Origin of the sequence: Silvania confinis (assembly GCF_025564085.1) — a bacterium.
Taxonomy (GTDB): Bacteria; Pseudomonadota; Gammaproteobacteria; order Enterobacterales; family Enterobacteriaceae; genus Enterobacter; species Enterobacter confinis.
The window spans coordinates 566602-591261 of sequence record NZ_JAMGZJ010000078.1 but is presented as its reverse complement, the minus strand read 5'-3'; the positions used below and the strand labels follow the sequence as shown (position 1 = coordinate 591261).

The 24660-nt window shown below is 56.8% G+C and carries 21 protein-coding genes; 14 read left to right on the top strand and 7 right to left on the bottom strand.

The features are described from left to right. Nucleotides 1-103: 103 nt before the first annotated feature. Nucleotides 104-1354, bottom strand: a complete 1251-nt coding sequence (icd, locus tag M8013_RS20580) for an NADP-dependent isocitrate dehydrogenase (protein WP_271269625.1) — start codon at nt 1352-1354, stop codon at nt 104-106. A 117-nt stretch (nt 1355-1471) separates the two neighbouring features. Between icd and rluE the strand changes: the two genes are divergently transcribed. The 8 genes from rluE (at nt 1472) to M8013_RS20540 (ending at nt 9280) form a co-directional block, all read left to right on the top strand. After that, nucleotides 1472-2143, top strand: coding sequence for a 23S rRNA pseudouridine(2457) synthase RluE (gene rluE, locus M8013_RS20575; RefSeq protein WP_271269624.1), 672 nt, complete (start codon nt 1472-1474; stop codon nt 2141-2143). Further along, complete coding sequence (locus M8013_RS20570; protein ID WP_271269623.1) at nt 2136-2609, top strand: NUDIX hydrolase; 474 nt, start codon at nt 2136-2138, stop codon at nt 2607-2609. Before rluE ends, M8013_RS20570 begins: the two co-directional genes overlap by 8 nt. A 41-nt stretch (nt 2610-2650) precedes the next feature. Next, a complete protein-coding gene (gene mnmA / locus M8013_RS20565; protein WP_271269622.1) occupies nt 2651-3760 on the top strand; it encodes a tRNA 2-thiouridine(34) synthase MnmA in 1110 nt (369 codons plus the stop codon). A gap of 27 nt (nt 3761-3787) precedes the next feature. Then, on the top strand, nt 3788-4417 hold the full coding sequence (hflD, locus tag M8013_RS20560; protein WP_271269621.1) for a high frequency lysogenization protein HflD: 630 nt from the start codon (nt 3788-3790) through the stop codon (nt 4415-4417). Nucleotides 4418-4436: 19 nt separating this feature from the next. After that, nucleotides 4437-5807 (top strand): adenylosuccinate lyase, encoded by a 1371-nt coding sequence (gene purB / locus M8013_RS20555; protein WP_271269620.1) that lies wholly within the window; start codon nt 4437-4439, stop codon nt 5805-5807. Nucleotides 5808-5932: 125 nt separating this feature from the next. Beyond that, nucleotides 5933-6604 (top strand): two-component system response regulator PhoP, encoded by a 672-nt coding sequence (gene phoP, locus M8013_RS20550; RefSeq protein ID WP_271270170.1) that lies wholly within the window; start codon nt 5933-5935, stop codon nt 6602-6604. Further along, nucleotides 6605-8068, top strand: a complete 1464-nt coding sequence (gene phoQ / locus M8013_RS20545; protein WP_271269619.1) for a two-component system sensor histidine kinase PhoQ — start codon at nt 6605-6607, stop codon at nt 8066-8068. A gap of 90 nt (nt 8069-8158) precedes the next feature. After that, complete coding sequence (locus tag M8013_RS20540; protein ID WP_271269618.1) at nt 8159-9280, top strand: ribosomal protein uL16 3-hydroxylase; 1122 nt, start codon at nt 8159-8161, stop codon at nt 9278-9280. A gap of 91 nt (nt 9281-9371) precedes the next feature. Here the strand turns inward: M8013_RS20540 and pepT are convergent, their stop codons facing one another. Next, complete coding sequence (gene pepT, locus M8013_RS20535; protein WP_271269617.1) at nt 9372-10598, bottom strand: peptidase T; 1227 nt, start codon at nt 10596-10598, stop codon at nt 9372-9374. Nucleotides 10599-10847: 249 nt separating this feature from the next. On the opposite strand from pepT, the gene potA reads away from it, so the two are divergent. From potA to potD, 4 genes are read left to right on the top strand one after another with little or no spacing between them, the layout of a single operon-like run. Next, nucleotides 10848-11984, top strand: coding sequence for a spermidine/putrescine ABC transporter ATP-binding protein PotA (gene potA / locus M8013_RS20530; RefSeq protein WP_271269616.1), 1137 nt, complete (start codon nt 10848-10850; stop codon nt 11982-11984). Continuing rightward, nucleotides 11968-12825, top strand: a complete 858-nt coding sequence (gene potB, locus M8013_RS20525) for a spermidine/putrescine ABC transporter permease PotB (RefSeq protein WP_271269615.1) — start codon at nt 11968-11970, stop codon at nt 12823-12825. Before potA ends, potB begins: the two co-directional genes overlap by 17 nt. Then, complete coding sequence (potC, locus tag M8013_RS20520) at nt 12822-13610, top strand: spermidine/putrescine ABC transporter permease PotC (protein WP_271269614.1); 789 nt, start codon at nt 12822-12824, stop codon at nt 13608-13610. The genes potB and potC overlap by 4 nt, the downstream gene beginning before the upstream one ends. Nucleotides 13611-13613: 3 nt before the next feature. Then, nucleotides 13614-14660, top strand: coding sequence for a spermidine/putrescine ABC transporter substrate-binding protein PotD (gene potD / locus M8013_RS20515; RefSeq protein WP_271270169.1), 1047 nt, complete (start codon nt 13614-13616; stop codon nt 14658-14660). Between the two features lie 98 nt (nt 14661-14758). Here the strand turns inward: potD and cobB are convergent, their stop codons facing one another. Genes cobB through lolC form a run of 5 tightly spaced genes read right to left on the bottom strand, consistent with a single transcriptional unit; the run spans nt 14759 to nt 19698 of the window. Continuing rightward, complete coding sequence (gene cobB, locus M8013_RS20510; RefSeq protein WP_271269613.1) at nt 14759-15580, bottom strand: Sir2 family NAD+-dependent deacetylase; 822 nt, start codon at nt 15578-15580, stop codon at nt 14759-14761. A 15-nt stretch (nt 15581-15595) separates the two neighbouring features. Beyond that, the gene (gene nagK, locus M8013_RS20505; protein WP_271269612.1) at nt 15596-16507 is read right to left on the bottom strand and encodes an N-acetylglucosamine kinase; all 912 of its coding nucleotides are present in this window, start codon (nt 16505-16507) and stop codon (nt 15596-15598) included. 53 nt (nt 16508-16560) lie between these two features. Next, nucleotides 16561-17805 (bottom strand): lipoprotein-releasing ABC transporter permease subunit LolE, encoded by a 1245-nt coding sequence (lolE, locus tag M8013_RS20500; RefSeq protein ID WP_271269611.1) that lies wholly within the window; start codon nt 17803-17805, stop codon nt 16561-16563. Beyond that, a complete protein-coding gene (gene lolD / locus M8013_RS20495; protein ID WP_271269610.1) occupies nt 17805-18506 on the bottom strand; it encodes a lipoprotein-releasing ABC transporter ATP-binding protein LolD in 702 nt (233 codons plus the stop codon). Before lolD ends, lolE begins: the two co-directional genes overlap by 1 nt. Beyond that, nucleotides 18499-19698 carry a lipoprotein-releasing ABC transporter permease subunit LolC gene (lolC, locus tag M8013_RS20490; protein ID WP_271269609.1) on the bottom strand — a complete coding sequence of 400 codons (1200 nt, stop codon included), beginning with the start codon at nt 19696-19698 and terminating at the stop codon, nt 18499-18501. The genes lolD and lolC overlap by 8 nt, the downstream gene beginning before the upstream one ends. Nucleotides 19699-19964: 266 nt before the next feature. On the opposite strand from lolC, the gene M8013_RS20485 reads away from it, so the two are divergent. Beyond that, complete coding sequence (locus M8013_RS20485) at nt 19965-21041, top strand: acyltransferase family protein (RefSeq protein ID WP_271269608.1); 1077 nt, start codon at nt 19965-19967, stop codon at nt 21039-21041. Nucleotides 21042-21149: 108 nt separating this feature from the next. After that, nucleotides 21150-24596: a transcription-repair coupling factor gene (mfd, locus tag M8013_RS20480; RefSeq protein WP_271269607.1), complete on the top strand. Its 3447-nt coding sequence runs from the start codon at nt 21150-21152 to the stop codon at nt 24594-24596. Nucleotides 24597-24660: the final 64 nt, after the last annotated feature.

The window sequence follows — 24660 nt, the reverse complement described above, 5'->3', positions numbered from 1 at the left end:
GTTTTGATAACTAGTTTTGATAAACTTTTGATAACCGTTCGAAAGCTAATAATAAAAAACGGGAACCATCAGGCTCCCGTTCGCATACAACCCAGAATCTGGATTACATGTTTTTGATGATTGCGTCACCAAACTCTGAACATTTCAGCAGCTTAGCGCCTTCCATCAGACGTTCGAAATCGTAAGTGACGGTTTTCGCGTTAATCGCGCCTTCCATCCCTTTCACGATCAGGTCTGCGGCTTCGAACCATTCCATGTGACGCAGCATCATTTCTGCGGACAGGATGATGGAACCTGGGTTCACTTTATCCTGGCCTGCGTACTTAGGTGCGGTGCCGTGGGTGGCTTCGAACAGGGCGCATTCGTCGCCGATGTTCGCGCCTGGTGCGATACCGATACCGCCAACCTGCGCCGCCAGGGCGTCAGAGATGTAGTCACCGTTCAGGTTCATACAGGCGATAACGTCGTATTCAGCCGGACGCAGCAGGATTTGCTGCAGGAACGCATCGGCGATCACATCTTTAATGATGATCTCTTTGCCGGTGTTCGGGTTCTTGATCTTCTGCCACGGGCCACCGTCGATCAGCTCACCGCCGAATTCTTCCGCCGCCAACTGGTAACCCCAGTCTTTGAACGCGCCTTCGGTGAACTTCATGATGTTGCCTTTGTGAACGATGGTCACAGAGTCACGGTCGTTGGTGATCGCGTATTCAATCGCGGCACGAACCAGACGCTTGGTGCCGTCTTCGGAGCACGGTTTGATACCGATGCCGCAATGTTCAGGGAAGCGAATTTTCTTCACGCCCATCTCATCACGCAGGAACTTGATCACTTTCTCGGCTTCAGCAGAGTCTGCTTTCCACTCGATGCCTGCATAGATATCTTCTGAGTTCTCACGGAAGATAACCATGTCGGTCAGTTCTGGTTGTTTAACCGGGCTTGGGGTGCCCTGATAGTAACGCACCGGACGCAGACACACGTACAGGTCGAGTTCCTGACGCAGTGCAACGTTCAGGGAGCGAATACCGCCACCGACCGGGGTGGTCAGCGGGCCTTTGATGGCAACGCGGTAATCACGAATCAGGTCAAGCGTTTCAGTTGGCAGCCAAACGTCCTGGCCGTAAACGTGGGTAGATTTTTCACCGGTGTAAATTTCCATCCAGGAAATTTTACGCTCGCCCTTATAGGCTTTCTCAACAGCGGCATCCACCACTTTCAGCATTGCCGGGGTCACGTCTACACCAATACCGTCACCTTCGATGAACGGGATAATCGGATTGTGTGGAACGTTCAGCTTACCGTCTTGCAGGGTGATCTTTTTACCTTCCGCCGGAACAACTACTTTGCTTTCCATTAACCTCTCCTTCGAGCGCTTCTGGTTGTTACTGATCTTATGTTAATAAATTGTAATTAGCTCATCGATAGTACCTGAATGTCTGGCACCATGAAAGGCATTCGTTATTAGGCTATAATGCGGCAATTGATCACTTCTGAAAACACCATGCAGAAAACTTCTTTTAGAAATCACCACGTTGAACGATTCAGCACGCGACAAGCGTCCAGACCGCGCAAGCAACGCCAGCCCACAAGGGTGATTTTGTTCAATAAACCTTACGATGTGCTGCCGCAATTTACCGACGAAGCCGGACGCAGCACGTTGAAAGATTTTATCCCCGTTGAGGGCGTTTATGCGGCGGGTCGCCTTGATCGCGACAGCGAAGGCCTGATGATACTCACCAACGACGGTGAACTGCAGGCCCGCCTGACCCAGCCCGGTAAACGCACCGGCAAAATCTACTATGTTCAGGTTGAGGGGGAGCCGGGTGAAGAGGCGCTGCTGGCGCTGCGTAATGGCGTTGAGCTGAACGATGGCCCCACCCTGCCCGCTGGCATTGAGGTGGTGAGCGAACCCGAGTGGCTATGGCCACGTAATCCGCCGATCCGCGAGCGCAAATCAATCCCCGTTACCTGGATTAAAATCACCCTGTATGAAGGCCGCAACCGCCAGGTTCGCCGCATGACGGCTCACGTCGGGCATCCGACCTTGCGGCTGATTCGCTATGCGATGGGCAATTACACGCTGGAGAACCTCGCCAACGGTGAATGGCGGGACGTTACTGAACAAGGAGAAAATCATGTTTAAGCCGCACGTCACAGTTGCTACGGTAGTACACGCGCAGGGCAAATTTTTAGTGGTCGAAGAGACCATCAACGGCAAGGTCTTATGGAATCAGCCTGCGGGCCACCTTGAAGCCGATGAGACGCTGGTTCAGGCCGCGCGCCGTGAGTTATGGGAAGAGACAGGAATCGATGCCCAGCCGCAGCATTTCATTCGTTTACATCAATGGATTGCTCCGGACAACACGCCGTTTTTGCGCTTCCTGTTTGTCATCGAACTTAACGATACGTGCGCCACTGAACCGCATGACAGCGATATCGATCGCTGCCTGTGGGTCGATGCCGACACCATTCTTAGCGCCACCCATCTGCGTTCACCGCTGGTTGCAGAGAGTATCCGTAGTTATCTTACCGGCAGCCGTCTGCCGCTGGAGACGATCGGGGAATTTAACTGGCCGTTTACAGAGGGTGTCAATGCCGGGGGCGCGTGATAGAATACGCCGCCTTGAAGTTCAATGTCGTGAGTATTCCAATGTCTGAAAGCCAAAAAAAAGTGATCGTCGGCATGTCCGGCGGCGTCGATTCTTCCGTCTCTGCCTGGCTATTGCTGCAACAGGGCTATAAGGTTGAAGGCCTGTTCATGAAGAACTGGGAAGAAGACGATGGCGAGGAATACTGCACGGCTGCGGCGGACCTTGCCGATGCGCAGGCCGTGTGTGACAAGCTGGGCATTGAACTGCATACCGTCAATTTTGCCGCAGAGTACTGGGACAACGTGTTCGAGCATTTTCTTGCTGAATATAAAGCAGGCCGTACGCCTAACCCGGATATTCTGTGCAACAAAGAAATTAAATTCAAAGCGTTCCTCGAATTCGCCGCCGAAGACCTGGGTGCCGATTATATCGCTACCGGTCACTACGTGCGCCGCGCGGATGCCGACGGCAAAAGCCAGCTGCTGCGCGGTCTCGACGGCAACAAAGATCAGAGCTACTTCCTGTATACCCTCGGCCACGAACAGATTGCCCAAAGCCTGTTCCCGGTGGGCGAGCTGGAAAAACCCGAAGTGCGTAAAATCGCCGAAGATTTAGGGTTGATCACCGCGAAGAAAAAAGACTCCACCGGCATTTGCTTCATCGGTGAGCGCAAATTCCGTGAGTTCCTTGGCCGCTACTTGCCTGCTCAGCCGGGTAAAATCATCACCGTTGACGGCGACGCGATCGGCGAGCATCAGGGGCTGATGTATCACACCCTCGGCCAGCGTAAAGGCCTGGGCATTGGTGGCATTAAAGAGGGCAGCGAAGATCCGTGGTACGTGGTCGATAAAGATGTTGAAAACAACATTCTGATCGTGGCTCAGGGTCACGACCATCCGCGTCTGATGTCGGTCGGCCTGATCGCGCAACAGCTGCACTGGGTCGACCGCCAGCCGTTGAAAGGCACGCTGCGCTGCACGGTGAAAACCCGCTATCGTCAGACCGATATCCCTTGCACCGTTACCGCACTGGACGATGAACGCATTGAGGTGCGTTTTGACGAGCCGGTGGCCGCCGTGACGCCAGGCCAGTCCGCCGTTTTCTACAGCGGTGAAATCTGCCTTGGCGGCGGTATTATCGAACAACGCCTGCCGCTGACCGCGGTTTAATGCGATTACACACAGAAAGGAGCAAGTGTGGCGAAGAATTTTTATGACATCACCCTGGCGCTGGCAGGAATTTGCCAGTCTGCACGTGTGGTGCAACAGTTGGCGCATCAGGGTCATTGCGATGCTGACGCGCTGCACGTTTCGCTCAACAGCGTTGTCGATTTGAACCCCAGTTCAACTCTCGGCGTGTTCGGTGGTAGCGAAGCGAATCTTCGCCTCGGGCTGGAAACCTTGCTGGGTGTACTGAACGCCAGTAACCGTCAGGGGCTGAACGCCGAGCTGACGCGTTATACCCTTAGCATGATGGTGCTGGAGCGTAAGCTTAACGCCGCCAAAGGCGCAATGGACACCCTCGGGGATCGCATTGCCGGCCTGCAGCGCCAGCTGGACCATTTCGATCTGCAGTCCGAAACGTTACTCAGCGCGATGGCCGGTATTTATGTGGATGTCATCAGCCCGCTGGGGCCGCGTATCCAGGTCACCGGATCGCCGGCCATCCTGCAAAGCTCGCAGGTGCAGGCCAAAGTTCGCGCCTCGCTGCTGGCCGGCATTCGTGCCGCCGTGCTGTGGCATCAGGTCGGCGGTGGTCGCCTGCAATTAATGTTTTACCGTAATCGCCTGACCACTCAGGCAAAACAAATTCTTGCTCATTGTTAACCTCCCGGAGTTGCGAATTATGGAATTATCCTCACTGACCGCCGTTTCCCCTGTCGATGGACGCTACGGCGATAAAGTCAGCGCGCTGCGCGGGATCTTCAGCGAATATGGTCTGCTGAAGTTCCGTGTACAAGTTGAAGTGCGCTGGCTGCAAAAGCTGGCCACCCAGGCAGCAATCAAGGAAGTTCCTGCTTTTGACAGCCAGGCAAACGATTACCTCGACCAAATCGTCGCGCAATTCAGCGAAGAAGACGCTGCGCGCATCAAGACCATCGAGCGCACCACCAACCATGATGTCAAAGCAGTTGAGTATTTCCTGAAAGAGAAAGTCGCCAGCGTACCGGCGCTGCACGCGGTGTCTGAATTTATCCACTTCGCCTGCACCTCAGAAGATATCAACAACCTTTCCCACGCGCTGATGCTCTCTACCGCGCGTCAGGACGTGGTGCTGCCGTACTGGCGCAAAATCATCGATGCGGTCAAAGCGCTGGCCGTAGAATATCGCGATATTCCGCTGCTCTCCCGTACCCATGGTCAACCGGCTACGCCATCCACCATCGGTAAAGAGTTTGCCAACGTAGCCTACCGTATGGAACGTCAGTATCGCCAGCTGGAGCAGGTGGAGATCCTCGGTAAAATCAACGGTGCAGTCGGCAACTACAATGCCCACATCGTGGCCTACCCGGAAGTGGACTGGCACCAGTTCAGCGAAGAGTTCGTGACCTCGCTGGGCATTCAGTGGAACCCGTACACCACCCAGATCGAGCCGCACGATTACATCGCCGAGCTGTTCGACTGCATCGCGCGTTTCAACACCATTCTGATCGACTTCGACCGCGACGTCTGGGGCTACATTGCCCTGAACCACTTCAAGCAGAAGACCATCGCCGGTGAAATCGGTTCATCCACCATGCCGCACAAAGTGAACCCGATTGACTTCGAAAACTCCGAAGGCAACCTGGGTCTGGCCAACGCCCTGCTGCAGCATATGGCCAGCAAATTGCCGGTTTCACGCTGGCAGCGTGACCTCACCGACTCTACCGTGCTGCGTAACCTCGGCGTGGGTATTGGCTATGCGCTGATCGCTTATCAGTCGACCCTGAAAGGTGTGAGCAAGCTGGAAGTGAACCGCGACCGCCTGCTGGACGAACTGGATCACAACTGGGAAGTGTTGGCAGAGCCTATCCAGACGGTGATGCGCCGCTACGGCATCGAAAAGCCGTACGAAAAACTGAAAGAGCTGACCCGCGGCAAACGCGTTGACGCCGAAGGCATGAAGCAGTTTATCGACAGCCTGGCACTGCCAGAAGACGAAAAAACCCGTCTGAAAGCGATGACCCCGGCCAACTATATTGGCCGTGCGACCACCATGGTTGACGAACTGAAGTAACGCTTTTCACCCTCTTTCCGCCTGGAAAGAGGGTTCCCTCCCCTCCGGTTGACGAAATGTTTATCCCCGCCGCAACATAATCAGCGTTAAACTATTCAGACTATTAATAATAGGGAGACGCGATGATGCGCGTACTGGTTGTTGAGGATAATGCATTACTACGTCATCACCTGAAGGTACAGCTTCAGGAAATGGGGCATCAGGTTGATGACGCCGAAGACGCAAAGGAAGCGGACTATTATCTCAATGAACATCTGCCCGATATCGCCATCGTTGATTTGGGACTGCCGGATGAAGATGGCCTGTCACTGATCCGCCGCTGGCGCAGCCATGACGTCTCGTTGCCGGTGCTGGTGCTAACCGCCCGTGAAGGCTGGCAGGATAAGGTCGAAGTGCTCAGTGCGGGTGCGGATGACTATGTGACCAAACCCTTCCATATCGAAGAGGTTGCCGCCCGCATGCAGGCCCTGATGCGCCGCAACAGCGGTCTGGCCTCACAGGTGATCTCAATTCCTCCGTTTCAGGTGGATCTCTCCCGCCGCGAACTCGCCATTCATGACGAGATAATCAAGCTGACGGCATTTGAATACACCATTATGGAAACGCTGATCCGCAACAGCGGTAAAGTGGTGAGCAAAGATTCCCTGATGCTCCAGCTCTATCCCGACGCCGAGTTGCGCGAAAGCCATACCATTGATGTACTGATGGGGCGTCTGCGCAAAAAAATACAGACCCAGTATCCGGACGATGTGATCACTACCGTGCGCGGTCAGGGCTATCTTTTCGAATTACGCTAAATGAAAAAACTCTTTCGTCACGTTCTGCCCCTGTCGCTGCGGTTTCGTTTCCTGCTGGCGACTGCGGCAGTCGTGCTGGTGCTGTCGCTGGCCTACGGCATGGTGGCGCTGGTAGGTTACAGCGTCAGTTTTGATAAAACCACCTTCCGCCTGCTACGCGGTGAAAGTAACCTCTTCTATACCCTCGCCAAATGGCAAGACGGCAAGATCAGCCTTGATATGCCTGCGCAACTGGACAAACAGAGTCCAACCATGGCACTGATTTACGATAATAAAGGTCAGCTGCTGTGGGCCCAGCGCGACGTTCCCTGGCTTATCAACAGCATTCGTCCGGAGTGGCTCAAGACCAACGGCTTTCATGAGATCGAAGCGGATGTGGACGCCACCAGCACCCTGGTCGGCAATAACCACTCCATGCAGCAAGAGCTGGCGGAGATCCGCGAGGACGATAACGACAGCGAGCTGACCCACTCGGTGGCGATAAACCTCTACCCTGTCACCTCGGCAATGCCGCAGCTGACGATTGTGGTGATCGACACTGTGCCGATTGAGCTAAAACGCTCTTATATGGTGTGGAGCTGGTTCGTGTACGTGCTGGCCGCCAACCTGCTGCTGGTGATCCCCCTGCTGTGGCTGGCCGCCTGGTGGAGCCTGCGCCCCATCGAGTCGCTGGCGAAAGAGGTGCGCGAGCTGGAAGAGCATCACCGCGAGAAGCTGAACCCGAACACCACCCGGGAGCTGACCAGTCTGGTGAGCAACCTGAATCGCCTGCTGAAAAGCGAGCGCGATCGCTACGACAAATACCGCACAACCCTGACTGACCTTGCGCACAGCCTGAAAACCCCGCTGGCGGTGCTGCAAAGCACCTTGCGATCGCTGCGCAGCACTAAACTGAGCGTCAATGATGCCGAGCCGGTGATGCTGGAGCAAATCAGCCGCATCTCACAGCAAATTGGCTATTATCTGCACCGCGCCAGCATGCACTCAGGCAGCGCCTTGCTGAGCCGGGAACTGCACCCTGTAGCCCCTCTGCTGGATAGCCTCACCTCCGCCCTGAACAAAGTTTATCAACGCAAAGGGGTCAATATCTCCCTCGATATTTCACCGGAAATCAGCTTTGTCGGCGAAAAGAACGACTTTATGGAAGTGATGGGCAATCTGCTCGATAACGCCTGTAAATACTGCCTGGAGTTTGTGGAAGTGTCGGCACGTGTGAGTGATGACTATCTGCATATTATTGTTGAGGATGATGGCCCAGGGATCCCCCGGGGGAAACGCGATCAGGTGTTCGATCGCGGCCAACGCGTCGACACGCTGCGTCCCGGCCAGGGCGTTGGTCTGTCGGTGGCCCGCGACATCGTCGAGCAGTACAACGGCAGGATCGATGCCGGAGAGAGTCTGCTGGGCGGCGCACGCATGGAAGCGGTTTTTGCCCGTCAACATCCCACCGCTGACAATAGTTAGCCGCGTGAGTGAGAAAATGCGTGAAACTCGCACCCAGGCTGCTGAGCTTCCGTTATAATCCGACTCAGTAAGAGCCTGCGGAATATAAATATGGATTATCAATTAACACTTAACTGGCCCGATTTTATTGAACGTTACTGGCAGAAACGCCCGGTCGTTCTGAAACGCGGATTCGCCAATTTCATCGATCCGATCTCCCCGGATGAGCTGGCCGGTCTGGCGATGGAAAGCGAAGTCGACAGCCGTCTCGTTAGCCATCAGGACGGAAAATGGCAGGTCAGCCACGGTCCGTTCGAAAGCTACGATCACCTGGGCGAGACCAACTGGTCATTACTGGTGCAGGCGGTTAACCACTGGCATCAGCCTGCCGCAGCGCTGATGGCACCGTTCCGCGCGCTGCCCGACTGGCGGATGGACGATCTGATGATCTCCTTCTCCGTCCCGGGCGGCGGCGTGGGTCCGCATCTGGATCAGTACGACGTGTTCATTATTCAGGGTACCGGCCGCCGCCGCTGGCGCGTGGGTGAGAAAGTACCGATGAAACAGCATTGTCCGCACCCGGACCTGCTGCAGGTCGATCCGTTTGCCGGGATCATCGACGAAGAACTGGAGCCGGGCGATATTCTGTATATCCCGCCGGGCTTCCCGCACGAGGGCTATTCCCTTGAAAACTCGATGAACTATTCGGTGGGATTCCGTGCGCCAAGCGGTCGCGAGATGATCAGCGGCTTTGCCGATTACGTGCTGCAACGCGAGCTGGGTAGCCATCGCTTTAGCGACCCGGATGTGCCGGCCCGTGAACATCCGGCCGATATTCTGCCGGAAGAGCTGGAGAAACTGCGCGGCATGATGCTGGACCTCATCAACCAACCAGCCCATTTCAACCAGTGGTTTGGCGAGTTTGTCAGCCAGTCCCGTCACGAACTGGATGTCTCCCCGCCGGAGCCGCCGTATCAGCCGGATGAGATTTACGATGCGCTGCAGCAAGGCGACAAGCTGGTGCGTCTTGGTGGATTGCGCGTGTTACGCATTGGCGAAGATGTTTTCGTTAACGGCGAACAGCTGGATTCCCCGCACCGTCCTGCGCTGGAAGCGCTGGCCAGCCATACGCAGTTGTCTGCCGAGCACTTTGGCGATGCGCTGGAAGATCCGTCGTTCCTCGCGATGCTGGCAGCGCTGGTGAACAGCGGGTACTGGTTCTTCGAGGACTGAGTCTGTTTGTGAGAACGCCGGGCGGCACTGCGTTTGCCCGGCCTACGTGTAGCTCGTAGGCCCGGTAAGCGCAGCGCCACCGGGCGTTTATCTACCCTTGCTTCGCGGTTAACTCGGCGATACGCACAATCACCCGCACCGCTTTTTCCATCCCTTCCAATGTCACAAACTCATGCTTGCCGTGGTAGTTGTAGCCGCCGGTAAACAGGTTTGGGCACGGCAGTCCCATAAACGAGAGCTGCGCGCCGTCGGTGCCGCCACGAATCGGCTTCAGCTGCGGTTCGATATCGCAATCGCGCATCGCCTGCTGGGCGATGTCGAGGATGTACGGATGCGCGACGACCTTTTCATGCATATTGTAATAGCTGTCTTCAATGATCAGCTCAATGTAGCAATCCGGGTGCAGCCCTTTACCGACCTTTTTGGCGATATCCATGATCCTGCGTTTCCGCGCTTCGAAACCTTCGCGGTCAAAATCACGAATGATGTAGTGCATATCCGCACGATCCACCGTCCCCTTGATACTGGTGAGATGGTAGAACCCTTCGTAACCTGCGGTCTGCTCCGGGCTTTCGTCCGCCGGAACCTCGGCATGAATACGGGCCGCCAGCGAAAGGGCATTGACCATCACCCCTTTCGCCGTACCCGGATGCACGTTGTTGCCAACGATACGAATGTTGACCGATGCGGCGTTAAAGTTTTCAAATTCCAGCTCACCCACGCCGCCGCCGTCCACGGTGTAGGCCCAGCGGGCGTTGAACGCCTCGACGTCAAAATGCTTCGCCCCTTTCCCCACCTCTTCATCCGGGGTAAACGCCACGCGGATGTCACCGTGAGGAACGTTGCTGGCCTTCAGCACGGCCAGAGCGGTCATGATCTCCGCCACGCCCGCTTTATCATCTGCGCCGAGCAGCGTTTTGCCGTCGGTGGTGATCAGCGTCTGGCCAAGTAGCTGGTGCAGCACCGGGAACATCACCGGCGACAGGACTTCATCACCGATCCCCAAGGCAATATCCCCGCCGCGATAATTCTCAACTATCTGCGGGTTGACATTTTTACCGCTAAAATCCGGTGAGGTATCGACGTGGGAGATAAAACCAATGGCCGGAATATCACCGTCGACATTGGCCGGTAGCGTTCCCATCACCGTCCCTTTTTCACTGAGTGTGACGTTGACCAGGCCTAGTTCGTCCAGCTGGGTCTTTAACAGCTGTAACAGTTTCCATTGGCCTTCGGTGCTCGGCACCTGACGGACACCCGGTTTAGATTGGGTATCCAGCGATACGTACTGTAAAAAACGCTCAAGTAATTTATCCATGCAGTCACCCTCACTTTTCGTGACAACATTATCAGTAAGCATCAAAACCCAAATATTGCGTCAGGTCACTTTTATCCCGTAAACGAGAATATTTCCCTTTAACTGATTGCCCGTCAATAAATGTAGCTTATCAATAGTCAACAAGGATTGGCGATTTCAACGGTTTACCGTAGAATGGCCGCCCTCATTAAGCGCCATCAAGGTGATAACCCACAAACCCTGCTGCGATAAGTCATTCACGGCATCGATATGGGACCGAATCAAAAATTGAATACACAACCCGCTTCACTGTCACCGTTGGTGCAACTGGCCGGCATTGGTAAAAGTTTTGATGGTAAAACTGTCATTTCCGACCTCGATCTGACCATCAATAACGGCGAGTTTCTGACGCTGCTTGGCCCCTCCGGCTGCGGCAAAACGACAGTGCTTCGCCTCATCGCCGGGCTTGATACCGTCGACCACGGTCATATTCATCTCGAAAACCAGGACATTACCCACGTCCCTGCCGAACACCGCCACGTTAATACCGTCTTTCAAAGCTACGCCCTTTTCCCGCACATGACGGTATTCGAAAACGTTGCCTTTGGCCTGCGGATGCAGAAAACCCCGGCCAGTGAAATCACCCCGCGCGTCACCGATGCCCTGCGCATGGTACAACTCGAAGACTTCGCCCAGCGAAAGCCACACCAGCTTTCCGGCGGTCAGCAGCAGCGCGTCGCCATCGCCCGGGCGGTGGTCAATAAACCGCGCCTGCTGCTGTTGGATGAATCCTTGTCCGCGCTGGATTACAAACTGCGCAAGCAGATGCAAAACGAATTAAAAGCCCTCCAACGCAAGCTCGGCATTACGTTTGTCTTTGTCACCCACGATCAGGAAGAGGCCCTGACCATGTCCGATCGCATCGTGGTGATGCGCGACGGCAAAATCGAGCAGGACGGCACGCCGCGCGAGATTTACGAAGAGCCCAAAAACCTGTTTGTCGCCAGCTTTATTGGCGAAATCAATATCTTCAACGCCACGGTAATCGAGCGCCTGGATGACGAGCGTGTGCGCGCCAGCGTCGAAGGCCGCGAGTGCAATATTTCGGTAAAGTTTGCCGTCGAGCCGGGCCAACCGTTAAACGTGCTGCTGCGTCCGGAAGATTTGCGCGTCGACGAGGTTCACGACGAAAGCGAAGCGGAAGGTCTTATCGGTTTTATCCGCGAGCGCAACTACAAGGGGATGACCCTGGAGTCAGTGGTCGAGCTGGAAAACGGCAAGTTGGTGATCGTCAGCGAATTCTTCAACGAAGACGATCCGGATTTTGACCACTCACTGAATCAAAAAATGATCATCAACTGGGTTGAAAGCTGGGAGGTTGTACTGGCTGATGAACAACACAAGTAAGTTCCAGAATGTGGTGATTGCCACTATCGTCGGTTGGCTTGTGCTGTTTGTCTTTTTACCCAACCTGATGATCATTGCGACCAGCTTTTTGACCCGCGACGAGGCCAATTTCGTCAAACTGGTCTTTACGCTGGATAACTACACGCGCCTGCTCGACCCGCTCTATTTCCAGGTGCTGCTGCACTCGCTCAATATGGCGCTGATTGCCACCCTCGCCTGCCTGGCGCTGGGTTATCCGTTTGCCTGGTTTCTGGCGACGCTGCCGCCCAGAGTGCGCCCGCTGCTGCTGTTTCTGCTGATCGTCCCCTTCTGGACCAACTCGCTGATCCGCATCTATGGCCTGAAAATCTTCCTCAGCACCAAAGGCTACCTGAACGCGTTTCTGCTGTGGCTGGGTGTGATTGATACGCCGATCCGCATCATGTTTACCCCCAGCGCAGTGATCATCGGGCTGGTCTACATTTTGCTGCCGTTTATGGTGATGCCGCTGTACGCCAGCATCGAGAAGCTGGATAAACCCCTGCTTGAGGCAGCAAAGGATCTGGGCGCCAGTAAACTGCAGACGTTTATTCGCATCATTGTGCCGCTGACCATGCCGGGGATTATTGCCGGTTGCCTGTTGGTGATGCTCCCGGCGATGGGGCTGTTCTTTGTCTCTGACCTGATGGGCGGCGCGAAAAACCTGCTGATCGGTAATGTGATCAAAAGTCAGTTCCTGAATATTCGCGACTGGCCGTTTGGCGCGGCCACCAGCATCACCCTGACGCTGGTGATGGGCCTGATGCTACTGGTCTACTGGCGTGCCTCGCGCCTGCTGAACAAAAAGGTGGAGCTCGAATGATCGGTCGACTGCTGCGCGGCGGTTTTATGGCCGCCATTTATGCCTTTCTGTTTATCCCGATCATCATCCTGATCGTTAACTCGTTTAACAGCTCGCGCTTTGGCATCAACTGGCAGGGGTTCACCACCGACTGGTATCGCCTGCTGATGAATAACGACAGCCTGCTGCAGGCGGCGCAGCACTCGCTGACGATGGCGATTTTGTCGGCGACGTTTGCCACGCTGATTGGTTCGCTCACCGCCGTGGCGCTGTACCGGTATCGCTTTCGCGGCAAACCCTTCGTCAGCGGGATGCTGTTTGTGGTGATGATGTCGCCGGATATCGTGATGGCCATTTCGCTGCTGGTGCTGTTTATGCTGCTGGGTGTGCAGCTGGGCTTCTGGTCGCTGCTGTTCTCGCACATCACCTTCTGCCTGCCGTTTGTGGTGGTGACGGTCTACTCGCGTCTGAAAGGCTTTGACGTGCGGATGCTGGAGGCGGCCAAAGATCTGGGGGCCAGTGAAATCACCATCCTGCGCAAAATTATTCTGCCGCTGGCGATGCCTGCGGTCGCGGCCGGTTGGCTACTAAGCTTTACCCTGTCGATGGACGACGTGGTGGTGTCGTCGTTCGTCACCGGGCCGAGCTATGAAATTCTACCGTTGAAAATCTATTCGATGGTGAAAGTCGGCGTGTCACCAGAGGTGAACGCGCTGGCGACCATTCTGTTGGTGTTATCGCTGGTTCTGGTGATGACTAGCCAGCTTATTGCTCGTGATAAAACAAAATCTCAGGGGACGTCATAGATGATGAAGAAATGGTCACGCCACCTGCTCGCGGCAGGCGCTCTGGCAATCGGCATGAGCGCGGCGCACGCGGACGACAGTAAAACGCTCTACTTCTACAACTGGACCGAGTATGTGCCGCCAGGCCTGCTGGAGCAGTTCACCAAAGAGACCGGCATCAAGGTGATTTATTCGACCTACGAATCGAATGAAACCATGTACGCCAAGCTCAAAACCTACAAAGACGGGGCGTATGATCTGGTGGTGCCCTCCACCTATTTCGTCGACAAGATGCGCAAAGAGGGCATGATCCAGAAGATCGACAAAACCAGGCTCACCCATTTTAACAACCTCGATCCTGAGATGCTTAACAAGCCGTTCGACCCCGGCAATGACTACTCCATTCCGTATATCTGGGGTGCCACGGCGATTGGGATCAACCGTGACGAATTGGATCCAAAGAGCGTCTCCCGCTGGGCTGACCTGTGGAAACCGGAATATAAAGGCGGGTTAGTGTTGACCGACGACGCGCGCGAAGTGTTCCAGGTTGCGCTGCGTAAACTGGGCTACTCCGGCAATACCACCGATCCGAAAGAGATTGAAGCGGCATATAACGAGCTGAAAAAGCTGATGCCAAACGTCGCGGCGTTTAACTCGGATAACCCGGCCAACCCGTTCATGGAAGGGGAAGTGAATCTGGGCATGGTGTGGAACGGCTCCGCCTATGTGGCGCGTCAGGCCGGTACGCCGCTGGAGATAGTGTGGCCTGAAGAGGGTGGGATTTTCTGGATGGACAGCCTCGCTATTCCGGCAAATGCCAAAAACGTTGAGGGTGCACTTCAGTTGATTAACTTCCTGCTGCGCCCGGATGTGGCTAAACAGGTGGCAGAAACCATCGGCTACCCGACACCCAACCTGGCAGCGCGCAAGCTGCTGAGCCCGGAAGTGGCGAACGATAAATCGCTGTATCCGGATGCACAAACCATCAGTAAGGGCGAGTGGCAGAATGATGTCGGCGACGCCAGCCGCCTGTACGAAGAGTATTATCAGAAGTTAAAGGCGGGTCGTTAATTTCACGCCGGGCACGAACGTAGGCCCGGTAAGCGCAGCGCCACCGGGCAAAAACGCCGGGCGGCACTGCGTTTGCCCGGCCTACAATAATGACAACATCACAACCCTTTCAATAATTTATCCACAAACGCCGGTACCACCTCGCTTGCCAGCCCGTAGGCTTTCTCTTCGAACTCGCTCCCCACCTGGCTCGGCTCCAGATTCAGCTCCACCGTGTGCGCCCCCTGCAGCTTCGCTTCGTGGACAAACCCGGCGGCCGGATAGACGTGCCCGGAAGTACCGATCGCGATAAACACATCGGCCATGGCCAGCGCGCTGTAGATGTCGTCCATCCCCAGCGGCATTTCGCCAAACCAGACCACGTGCGGGCGCAGCGGCGCGGGGAACTGACAACAGTGGCATTTGTCATCGAGAGTGACATCGCCGGTCCAGTTCACCACCTGGCCGCTGCTGGCACAGCGCACCTTCAGCAGTTCACCGTGCATGTGGATCACATTCTTATTGCCCGCGCGTTCATGCAGGTTATCGATGTTCTGCGTCACCAGCAGAAAACGATCCCCCAGCGCCTCTTCCAGCGCCGCCAGCGCCAGATGTGCGGCGTTAGGTGCCACCTCCGGCGACTGCAGCTGACGGCGGCGGGCGTTGTAGAATTCCTGCACCAGTTGCGGATTGCGGGCAAAGCCTTCCGGGGTGGCAACATCTTCCACCCGGTGCTCTTCCCACAATCCGTCGGCCGCGCGGAAGGTGCGAATGCCTGACTCGGCGGAGATCCCCGCCCCGGTCAACACCACGACTCGGGGTTTTTCCATCAATTCTGGCAACGCGGCATCCTGGAAGAAGATCCGCTGGCGTAAGCGTTCACGTAAGCGACGTTTGTTTTTGCGAAAACGGCTGAGTCGATGTGAGCGACGCGACAGCATAAAAACCTCGTATAGCTAGCGGGTAAGATGAAGGAATGCGGCACCGCGCATTCCCCCGGCATCGCCATGTCGCGCGCGCTCAATGCGCGGCACGCGGGCAACCGGCAGCAGATGACGCGGCAAACGTCCTGACAGCCGTTCGGCGATCGCCGTAAAATTCGATAATCCCCCGCCAATCACCAGCAAGTCGGGATCGACGATGGTCAGGATATTACCAAGGCACACGGCCAGCAGATCGAGGTAACGTTCAACGTGCTCGAGAGCCTGTTCATCACCCTGCTCCCACAGCGTGATAATTTCTGGCGCCTGTCGTTTTTGATGATAGAAGTGTTCATAAAGCCATGCAAATCCATGGCCTGAGAGGTAATTTTCGATGCAGCCGTGCTGTCCACAGCCGCAGCGGATCAGCGGGAAATCACGACCCACCACCTCCAGCGCATCTACCGGCAGGCGGATATGGCCAAATTCGCCGGTAATGTAGCTGCGCCCGGTAATCGCTTTGCCGTCGACGACAATTCCGCCGCCGACGCCGGTGCCGAGGATCAGACCCATCACTAACGGATATTGCTGGAACTCGTCATCCCAGGCTTCGGAGAGGGCGAAACAGTTGGCGTCGTTGTCGAGGCGCACGTCGCGCTCCAGCAGCGTCGTTAAATCAGCGCGCAGCGTCTGACCGCTGGCCGCCGGGACGTTGGCAGCGTACAGCGTACCGTCGTCGGTTTCCGGCATCCCCGGAATACCAATCCCGACGCTACCTTTTACGCCAAAACGGGCATCGGCCTGCGCCACCAGCGCGACAATGGCGGTTAAGAATTCATCGTAGCTTTCGCGCGGGGTGGGAACCCGGGTTTCCCACTGCAGCGTCAGGTTGCTATCAAACACGCCCAGCGCGATTTTGGTGCCGCCAATATCAAATCCGTAATACATAACGCAATCCTCTGTTGATTTGACGGCCCGAAAACCGCTAAACCATGACGTAATTACTGGCCACTGAGCACCCTCGCCGGGTCAATCTTGCTTGCGCGACGCGCCGGATACCAGCTCGCCAACAGACTCAACAACAGCGCCGTGACCAGTACATAAACGACGTCCAGCCAGTGTAATTCTGACGGCAGGAAGTCAATAAAATAGATATCGCCAGACAGGAACTGATGGCCGATAAGCGCCTCAATTCCATTAATAATCGGTGTTAACTGCAGGGAAACCACTACCCCAATCACCACGCCGCACAGGCTGCCCAGCAGGCCCGCCAGCAGACCGTACCAGACGAAGATGGCGCGAATAAGACCGTCCTTCGCGCCGAGGGTGCGCAGCACCGCAATGTCGCCGCTCTTGTCTTTTACCGCCATCACCAGCGTGGAGACGATGTTAAAGCAGGCCACGCCGATCACCAGCACCATCGCCAGATACATGATCGCGCGAATCATCTGGATGTCGCGGTACATATAGCCGTAGGTGCCAATCCAGCTCTTGATGTAGACGTAGCTGTTGGTCACTTCCCCGGCATCGCGCACCAGCTTGTTGGCGTTAAAGACGTCGTTGACCTTGATGGCAATGCCGGTCACGCTGCTGCCCATATCCAGATACTGACGCGCATCTTCGATCGGCACCATCGCAAAGCTGTGATCGAGCTGGCCGCTCAGCTGCAGAATACCGGCGACATGCAGGCGCACACGCTTTGGCTGCTGCAGCTTGTGGTCGGCACTGGCGTTAGGGATCATGATTGACACCCAGTCGCCCTGCTTCACTTTCAGCGCGTCGGCCACGCCCTTACCAATAATGATCTGCTGCTCGCCAGCCTTAAAGTTGGCCCATGCGCCGTCTTTAATAAACTGCGGCAGTGCACTGAGCTTCTCTTCCTGACGTGGGTTGACCCCTTTCACCTGGATGGCGCGCAGGTTAGCCCCGCTCTCCATCAGCCCGGTAAAGTTGATATACGGTGCGGCGGCGGCAATGCCGGGCACTTTTTCGACTTTGTTCAGGGCCTCGTTCCAGTTGGTCCACGGCTGTTTGACCGGCTCGATTTCACCGTGTGGCACCACCGCCAGAATGCGGTTATTCAGCTCACGCTCGAAACCGTTCATCGCGCTCAGGCCGACGATCAGTACCGCCACGCCCAGCGCGATACCAATGGTCGAGATAACGGAAATGAGCGATACCATGCCGCCGCGACGGCGACCCCGGCTAAAACGCAGGCCGATAAGTAACGATAACGGTGAAGCCATCAATCTGCCCCCATCAGGGTCAGATCGGTATTCAGGTGACCGTCACGCATTTCGAGCTGGCGGGACATGCGTTTTGCCAGCTGTAAATCGTGCGTCACCACCAGGAAGGCGGTGCCCTGCGAGGCGTTCAGCTCACCGATCAGTTTAAAAATACTGTCAGCGTTGCGGGCATCGAGGTTACCGGTGGGTTCATCCGCCAGCACCAGCCGCGGGTTGTTGACCAGCGCACGGGCAATTGCCACGCGCTGGCGCTCGCCGCCAGAAAGCTCCGAAGGACGGTGATTGCCGCGATGACCGAGACCGACCGCCTTCAGCATATCGCTGGCGCGGGCGTTGATTTCAGCCGGTTTCTTTTTGCCAATCAGCAGCGGCATGGCCACGTTTTCCAGCGCGGTAAAATCGGGCAGCAGGTGGTGGAACTGATAGATAAAACCCAGCTCGCGGTTACGCAGATCGGCCTTGGCGCTCGAGGACATCGAACTCAGCGGCGTGCCGGAGAACACCACGTCGCCGGAGGTTGGGGTATCGAGCCCGCCCAGCAGGTGCAGCAAAGTACTTTTACCCGAACCGGAGGTACCGACAATCGCCATCATCTCCCCAACGCCAACGTTGAAGCTGACATTGTGCAGAACATCTGTCTGCACCGTGCCTTCCTGATAGCGTTTGCACAGGTTGTCGCATTGCAACAGGATCTTATTCATAGCGTAAAGCCTCAGCGGGTTGGGTGGCGGCAGCGCGCCAGGAAGGATAAAGCGTGGACAGTAACGCAACGGCCATCGCGACCAGCGCAATGCCCACCACCTGCAGCGGCTCAATGGCCACCGGCAGGGCTGCGCCGTCGAGCAGCGCGCCGATGATCGGCATCAGATTATTCAGCTGGCTGGCCAGCAAGGTGCCCAGCAACGCCCCGAGCAAGGCCCCGACGATACCGGCGCTGGCCCCCTGGACCATAAACACCGCCATGATCTGTCGCGGTGTCAGCCCTTGAGTTTGCAAAATCGCCACTTCGCCCTGCTTTTCCATCACCATCAGGCCCAGCGAGGTAATGATGTTAAACGCGGCCACGGCGACGATCAGGCTCAGCAGCAGGCCCATCATGTTTTTTTCCATTCGCACGGCCTGGAACAACTCGCCTTTACGCTCGCGCCAGTCCTGCCATTTGGTGCCTTCCGGCAGTTTTTGCTGGCTTAAGACGTCCACTTTCAGCGGCTCGTTCAGCCACAGACGCCAGCCAGTAATATTGCCGAGCGGGTAACGCATCAGACGCGAGGCGTCCTGAATGTTGACCAGCATCTGGTAGCCGTCCACTTCACTGCTGGCGGCAAAGGTGCCAATCACGTTAAACAGACGCTGGCTCGGCAGACGCCCCATCGGGGTGAACTGGCTGGCAGAGGGCACCATCACCCGCAGCTGATCGCCACGATTGACGCCCAGTTGACCGGCCAGCTGTTCGCCCAGAATAACGTTGTACTGACCGGGGGCCAGATCGCTCTGCTTGACGTTGACCAGATACGGCGTCAGGGGATCTTTTTGCGCCGGATCGATGCCGAGCATCACCCCGACCGCCACGCTGCGCGCGCTTTGCAGCACCACATCACCGGAGGTGATCGGTGCCACACGGCTGACGCCCTGCAGTTTGACGGCGCTTTCAGGCAGTTGCTGCGGGTTAACCGAGCCGGTTGATGACGAGAGGATGGCCTGCGGCATCAGCCCCAGAATGTTGTTTTGCAGCTCGCGCTCAAAGCCATTCATGACGGAGAGAACCGTCACCAGCGCCATCACGCCAAGCGTAATGCCAATGGTAGAAAGCCAGGAGACAAAGCGACCGAATCGGTCCGCGGCGCGCCCACGCATATAACGCAGGCCTATGAAAAGTGCGACAGGTTGGTACATGAAATCCGTCTGTTTGCTGAGAGCAGACCCGAGAGTATATAAGCGAATCCGCCAGGGGTAAATGACTGAAACCCGGTGCTTTGATAATCATTACTCCGAAAAAACACGTTAAATCAGCAGCGTAGACAGTGATTCAACCAGCACTGCCTCGCCGTACACCCTGCGCCTTTTCTGAAAATCGTCCGGATACAGACTCTTACCGGTTACAGCCTGCCCCCGAACCCACAACATGACCGGTTACTTTATGGCAAAACAGGATTCGGTCAGTGACAAAACAAAAAGCATTATGGATTAATCAGATCAAAGGGCTCTGCATCTGCCTGGTGGTGATCTATCACTCGGTGATCACCTTTTATCCGCATCTGGATGGGCTGCAATCCCCGCTGTCGACGCTGCTCGCCAAATGCTGGGTCTACTTTAATCTGTATCTGGCACCGTTTCGTATGCCGGTGTTCTTCTTTATCTCCGGGTATCTGATCCGCCGCTACATTGACGGCGTCGACTGGAAAACCTGCGTGAATAAACGCCTGTGGAGCATTATCTGGGTGCTGGCGCTATGGGGCGCTCTGCAGTGGCAGGCGCTGACCCATCTCAATGCCTGGCTGGCACCGGAGCGCGATCTTAGCACCGCGTCAAACGCCGCCTACGCCGACTCGCTGGTGGGCTTTATCACCGGGATGCTCACCGCCAGCACCAGCCTGTGGTATCTGTACGCGCTGGTGGTCTATTTTACGCTGTGTAAACTGCTGCACCGCTGGAAGCTGCCGCTGATCGGCCTGCTGGCACTGGTCAGCATCGCGATTAACTTCCTGCCGCTGCCGTGGTGGGGAATGAACAGCGTGGTGCGTAACATGGTCTATTACAGCCTCGGTGCCTGGTATGGTGTGCAGCTGATGACGTGGATGCAAACCCGCGTCTGGCGCCGCGACGGGCTGGCGGTCGCCGCCTTCGCACTGGTTGCTGTTGCGCTGTGGTTCACGAACGTTCCCCTGCCGCTGTCGCTGCTGTCGATTCTGCTGATCATGACCCTGTTTTACCGTTTTGAGCAGCGTTACGCCGTGCGGCCTGACAATCTGCTGAACGTGGTGGGCTCGAATACCATTGCGATTTACACCACTCACCGCATTCTGATTGAAGGGGCCAGCCTGGTGCTGATCGGCGAACTGAACGCGGGTCGCTGGCCGGTGTGGGCCGAGCTGACGCTGATCCTGGTCTATCCGTTTGTCAGCCTGCTGACCTGCACGCTGGTCGGACTGGGGGTGCGCAAGCTGTCCAGCGCGTTGTTGGGGGATGTTTTCTTTACCCCGCCCGCGCGCCCGGCACCGGCTCAGAGCGTGCGCTGACGCCCAACTTCACGCTGCGTGCGGTTCCGGTTTGCTAATGCAAAACGATCAAGGATAATAAAGACATTGTGTATCAGTGATATGCCCATAAGAGATCCTGACAAAGCCATGCCTGAACAATATCGTTATACCTTGCCCGGCAAAGCGGGCGACCAACGCCAGTTGGGTGAACTCACGGGTGCGGCCTGCGCTACGCTGGTTGCCGAGATTGCCGAGCGTCATCCGGGGCCGGTGGTGCTGGTTGCGCCGGACATGCAAAACGCCCTGCGCCTGCATGATGAAATCCGCCAGTTTACCGATCACCTGGTCACCAGCCTGGCCGACTGGGAGACGCTGCCCTACGACAGTTTCTCCCCGCACCAGGAAATTATCTCCTCGCGGCTCTCCACGCTGTATCAGCTGCCGACCATGCAGCGCGGGGTGCTGATTGTGCCGGTCAATACCCTGATGCAGCGCGTCTGTCCGCACAGCTATCTGCACGGGCATGCGCTGGTGATGAAAAAAGGCCAGCGCCTGTCGCGGGATGCCCTGCGCGTCCAGCTCGACAGCGCCGGTTATCGCCATGTGGATCAGGTGATGGAGCACGGTGAATATGCCACGCGCGGCGCACTGCTCGACCTGTTCCCGATGGGCAGCGCCCAGCCGTATCGCCTGGATTTCTTCGATGACGAAATCGACAGCCTGCGCCTGTTTGATGCCGATACCCAGCGCACGCTGGAAGAAGTTGAGGCCATCAACCTGCTGCCGGCCCACGAGTTCCCGACCGATAAAACCGCCATCGAGCTGTTCCGCAGCCAGTGGCGCGATAAGTTTGAGGTCAAACGCGATGCCGAACATATCTATCAGCAGGTGAGCAAAGGCACGCTGCCCGCGGGGATCGAATACTGGCAGCCGCTGTTCTTTAGCGAGCCGCTGCCGCCCCTGTTCAGCTACTTCCCGGCCAATACGCTGGTGGTCAACACCGGTGATCTGGAGGCCAGCGCCACCCGTTATGAGAGTGAAACCCGCGCGCGTTTTGAAAATCGCGGCGTGGATCCGATGCGTCCGCTGCTGGAGCCCGAACTGCTGTGGCTGCGCACCGATGAGCTGTTCAGCGAGCTTAAGCGCTGGCCGCGCGTGCAGCTTAAAACCGGAAAACTGCCGGACAAAGCCGCCAATACCAACCTGGCATATCAAACGCTGCCGGACCTGGCGGTACAGGCACAAAACAAATCCCCGCTGGATAACCTGCGTAAATTCCTCGAAGCCTTTACCGGACCGGTGATCTTCTCGGTGGAGAGCGAGGGGCGTCGCGAGGCGTTGGGCGAGCTGTTAAGCCGCATCAAGCTGGCGCCGAAGCGGATCCTGCGCCTGAACGAGGCCAGCGGCAACGGCCGGTATCTGATGATCGGCGCGGCCGAACACGGGTTCATCGATACACTGAATAACCTGGCGCTGATCTGCGAAAGCGACCTGCTGGGCGAGCGCGTGGCGCGCCGCCGTCAGGACAGCCGCCGCACCATCAACCCGGATACCTTGATCCGTAACCTGGCGGAGCTGCATCCGGGCCAGCCGATTGTGCATCTGGAGCACGGCGTGGGCCGCTATGCGGGGATGACCACCCTGGAGGCCGGCGGCATCAAGGCGGAATACCTGATGCTGCTGTATGCCAACGACGCCAAACTGTACGTGCCGGTGTCGTCACTGCATTTGATCAGCCGCTACGCGGGTGGAGCCGAAGAGAATGCCCCGCTGCACAAACTGGGCAGCGATGCCTGGACGCGGGCGCGGCAAAAAGCGGCGGAAAAAGTGCGTGATGTGGCGGCCGAGCTGCTGGACATCTACGCCCAGCGGGCTGCAAAAACCGGCTACGCCTTTAAACATGATAAAGAGCAGTATCAGCTGTTCTGCGACAGCTTCCCGTTTGAAACCACCCCGGATCAGGCCCAGGCCATTAACGCGGTACTCAGCGATATGTGCCGGCCGCTGGCGATGGACAGGCTGGTGTGCGGCGACGTGGGCTTTGGTAAAACCGAAGTCGCGATGCGCGCCACCTTCCTGGCCGTGGAGAACAACAAGCAGGTGGCGGTACTGGTGCCGACTACCCTGCTGGCGCAGCAGCACTATGATAACTTCCGCGACCGCTTCGCCAACTGGCCGGTGCGCATTGAGATGCTGTCGCGTTTTCGCAGCGCCAAAGAGCAGGCACTCATTCTGGAGCAGGCCAGCGAGGGCAAAATCGATATTCTGATCGGCACCCATAAGCTGCTGCAAAGCGACGTTAAATGGAAAGATCTGGGCCTGCTGATTGTCGATGAAGAGCACCGCTTTGGCGTGCGCCACAAAGAGCGCATCAAAGCGATGCGCGCCGACGTGGACATTCTGACCCTTACTGCCACGCCGATCCCACGTACGCTGAATATGGCGATGAGCGGTATGCGCGATCTGTCGATTATCGCCACCCCGCCTGCCCGACGTCTGGCGGTGAAAACCTTTGTCCGTGAGTACGACAGCCTGGTGGTACGCGAGGCGATCCTGCGTGAAGTGCTGCGTGGCGGCCAGGTCTACTATCTTTTCAACGACGTGGAAAATATCCAGAAAACGGCTGACAAGCTGGCGGAGCTGGTACCGGAGGCGCGGATCGCCATCGGCCACGGCCAGATGCGCGAGCGCGAGCTGGAACGGGTGATGAACGATTTCCATCACCAGCGTTTTAACGTGCTGGTCTGTACCACCATTATCGAAACCGGGATCGATATTCCTACCGCCAACACCATCATTATTGAACGTGCGGATCATTTCGGGCTGGCGCAGCTGCACCAGCTGCGCGGTCGTGTCGGGCGCTCGCACCATCAGGCCTATGCGTGGCTGATGACGCCGCACCCGAAAGCGATGACCACCGATGCGCAAAAGCGCCTCGAAGCCATCGCCTCACTGGAGGATTTGGGTGCCGGCTTTGCCCTGGCGACGCACGACCTCGAGATCCGCGGCGCGGGCGAACTGCTTGGGGAAGATCAGAGCGGCTCAATGGAAACCATCGGTTTCTCGCTGTATATGGAGATGCTGGAAAACGCCGTCGATGCCCTGAAGGCCGGGCGCGAGCCGTCGCTGGAAGATCTTACCAGCCAGCAAACCGAAGTGGAGCTGCGGATGCCTGCCCTGCTGCCGGATGATTTTATCCCGGATGTGAATACTCGCCTGTCGTTCTACAAACGCATCGCCAGCGCCAAAGACGAAGCCAGCCTCGACGAGATTAAAGTGGAGCTGATCGACCGCTTTGGCCTGCTGCCGGATGCGGCGCGCAACCTGCTGGATATCGCCCGCTTACGCCAGCAGGCGCAGAAGCTGGGGATCCGTAAGCTGGAGGGGCACGATAAAGGCGGAGTGATTGAGTTTGCCGAGAAGAATCACGTCAATCCGATGTGGCTGATTGGCCTGCTGCAAAAACAGCCCCAACACTACCGGCTGGATGGCCCGACGCGGCTGAAATTCACCCACGATCTGGCTGAACGTAAAATGCGCATGGACTGGGTACGCACCTTTGTCCGTCAGCTCGAAGAGAACACCGTCGCCTGACGGCTGGCCGGGTGCGTGCTTACGCTCACCCGGCCTTATTCTTGCGCACAATTTACAAACTCTT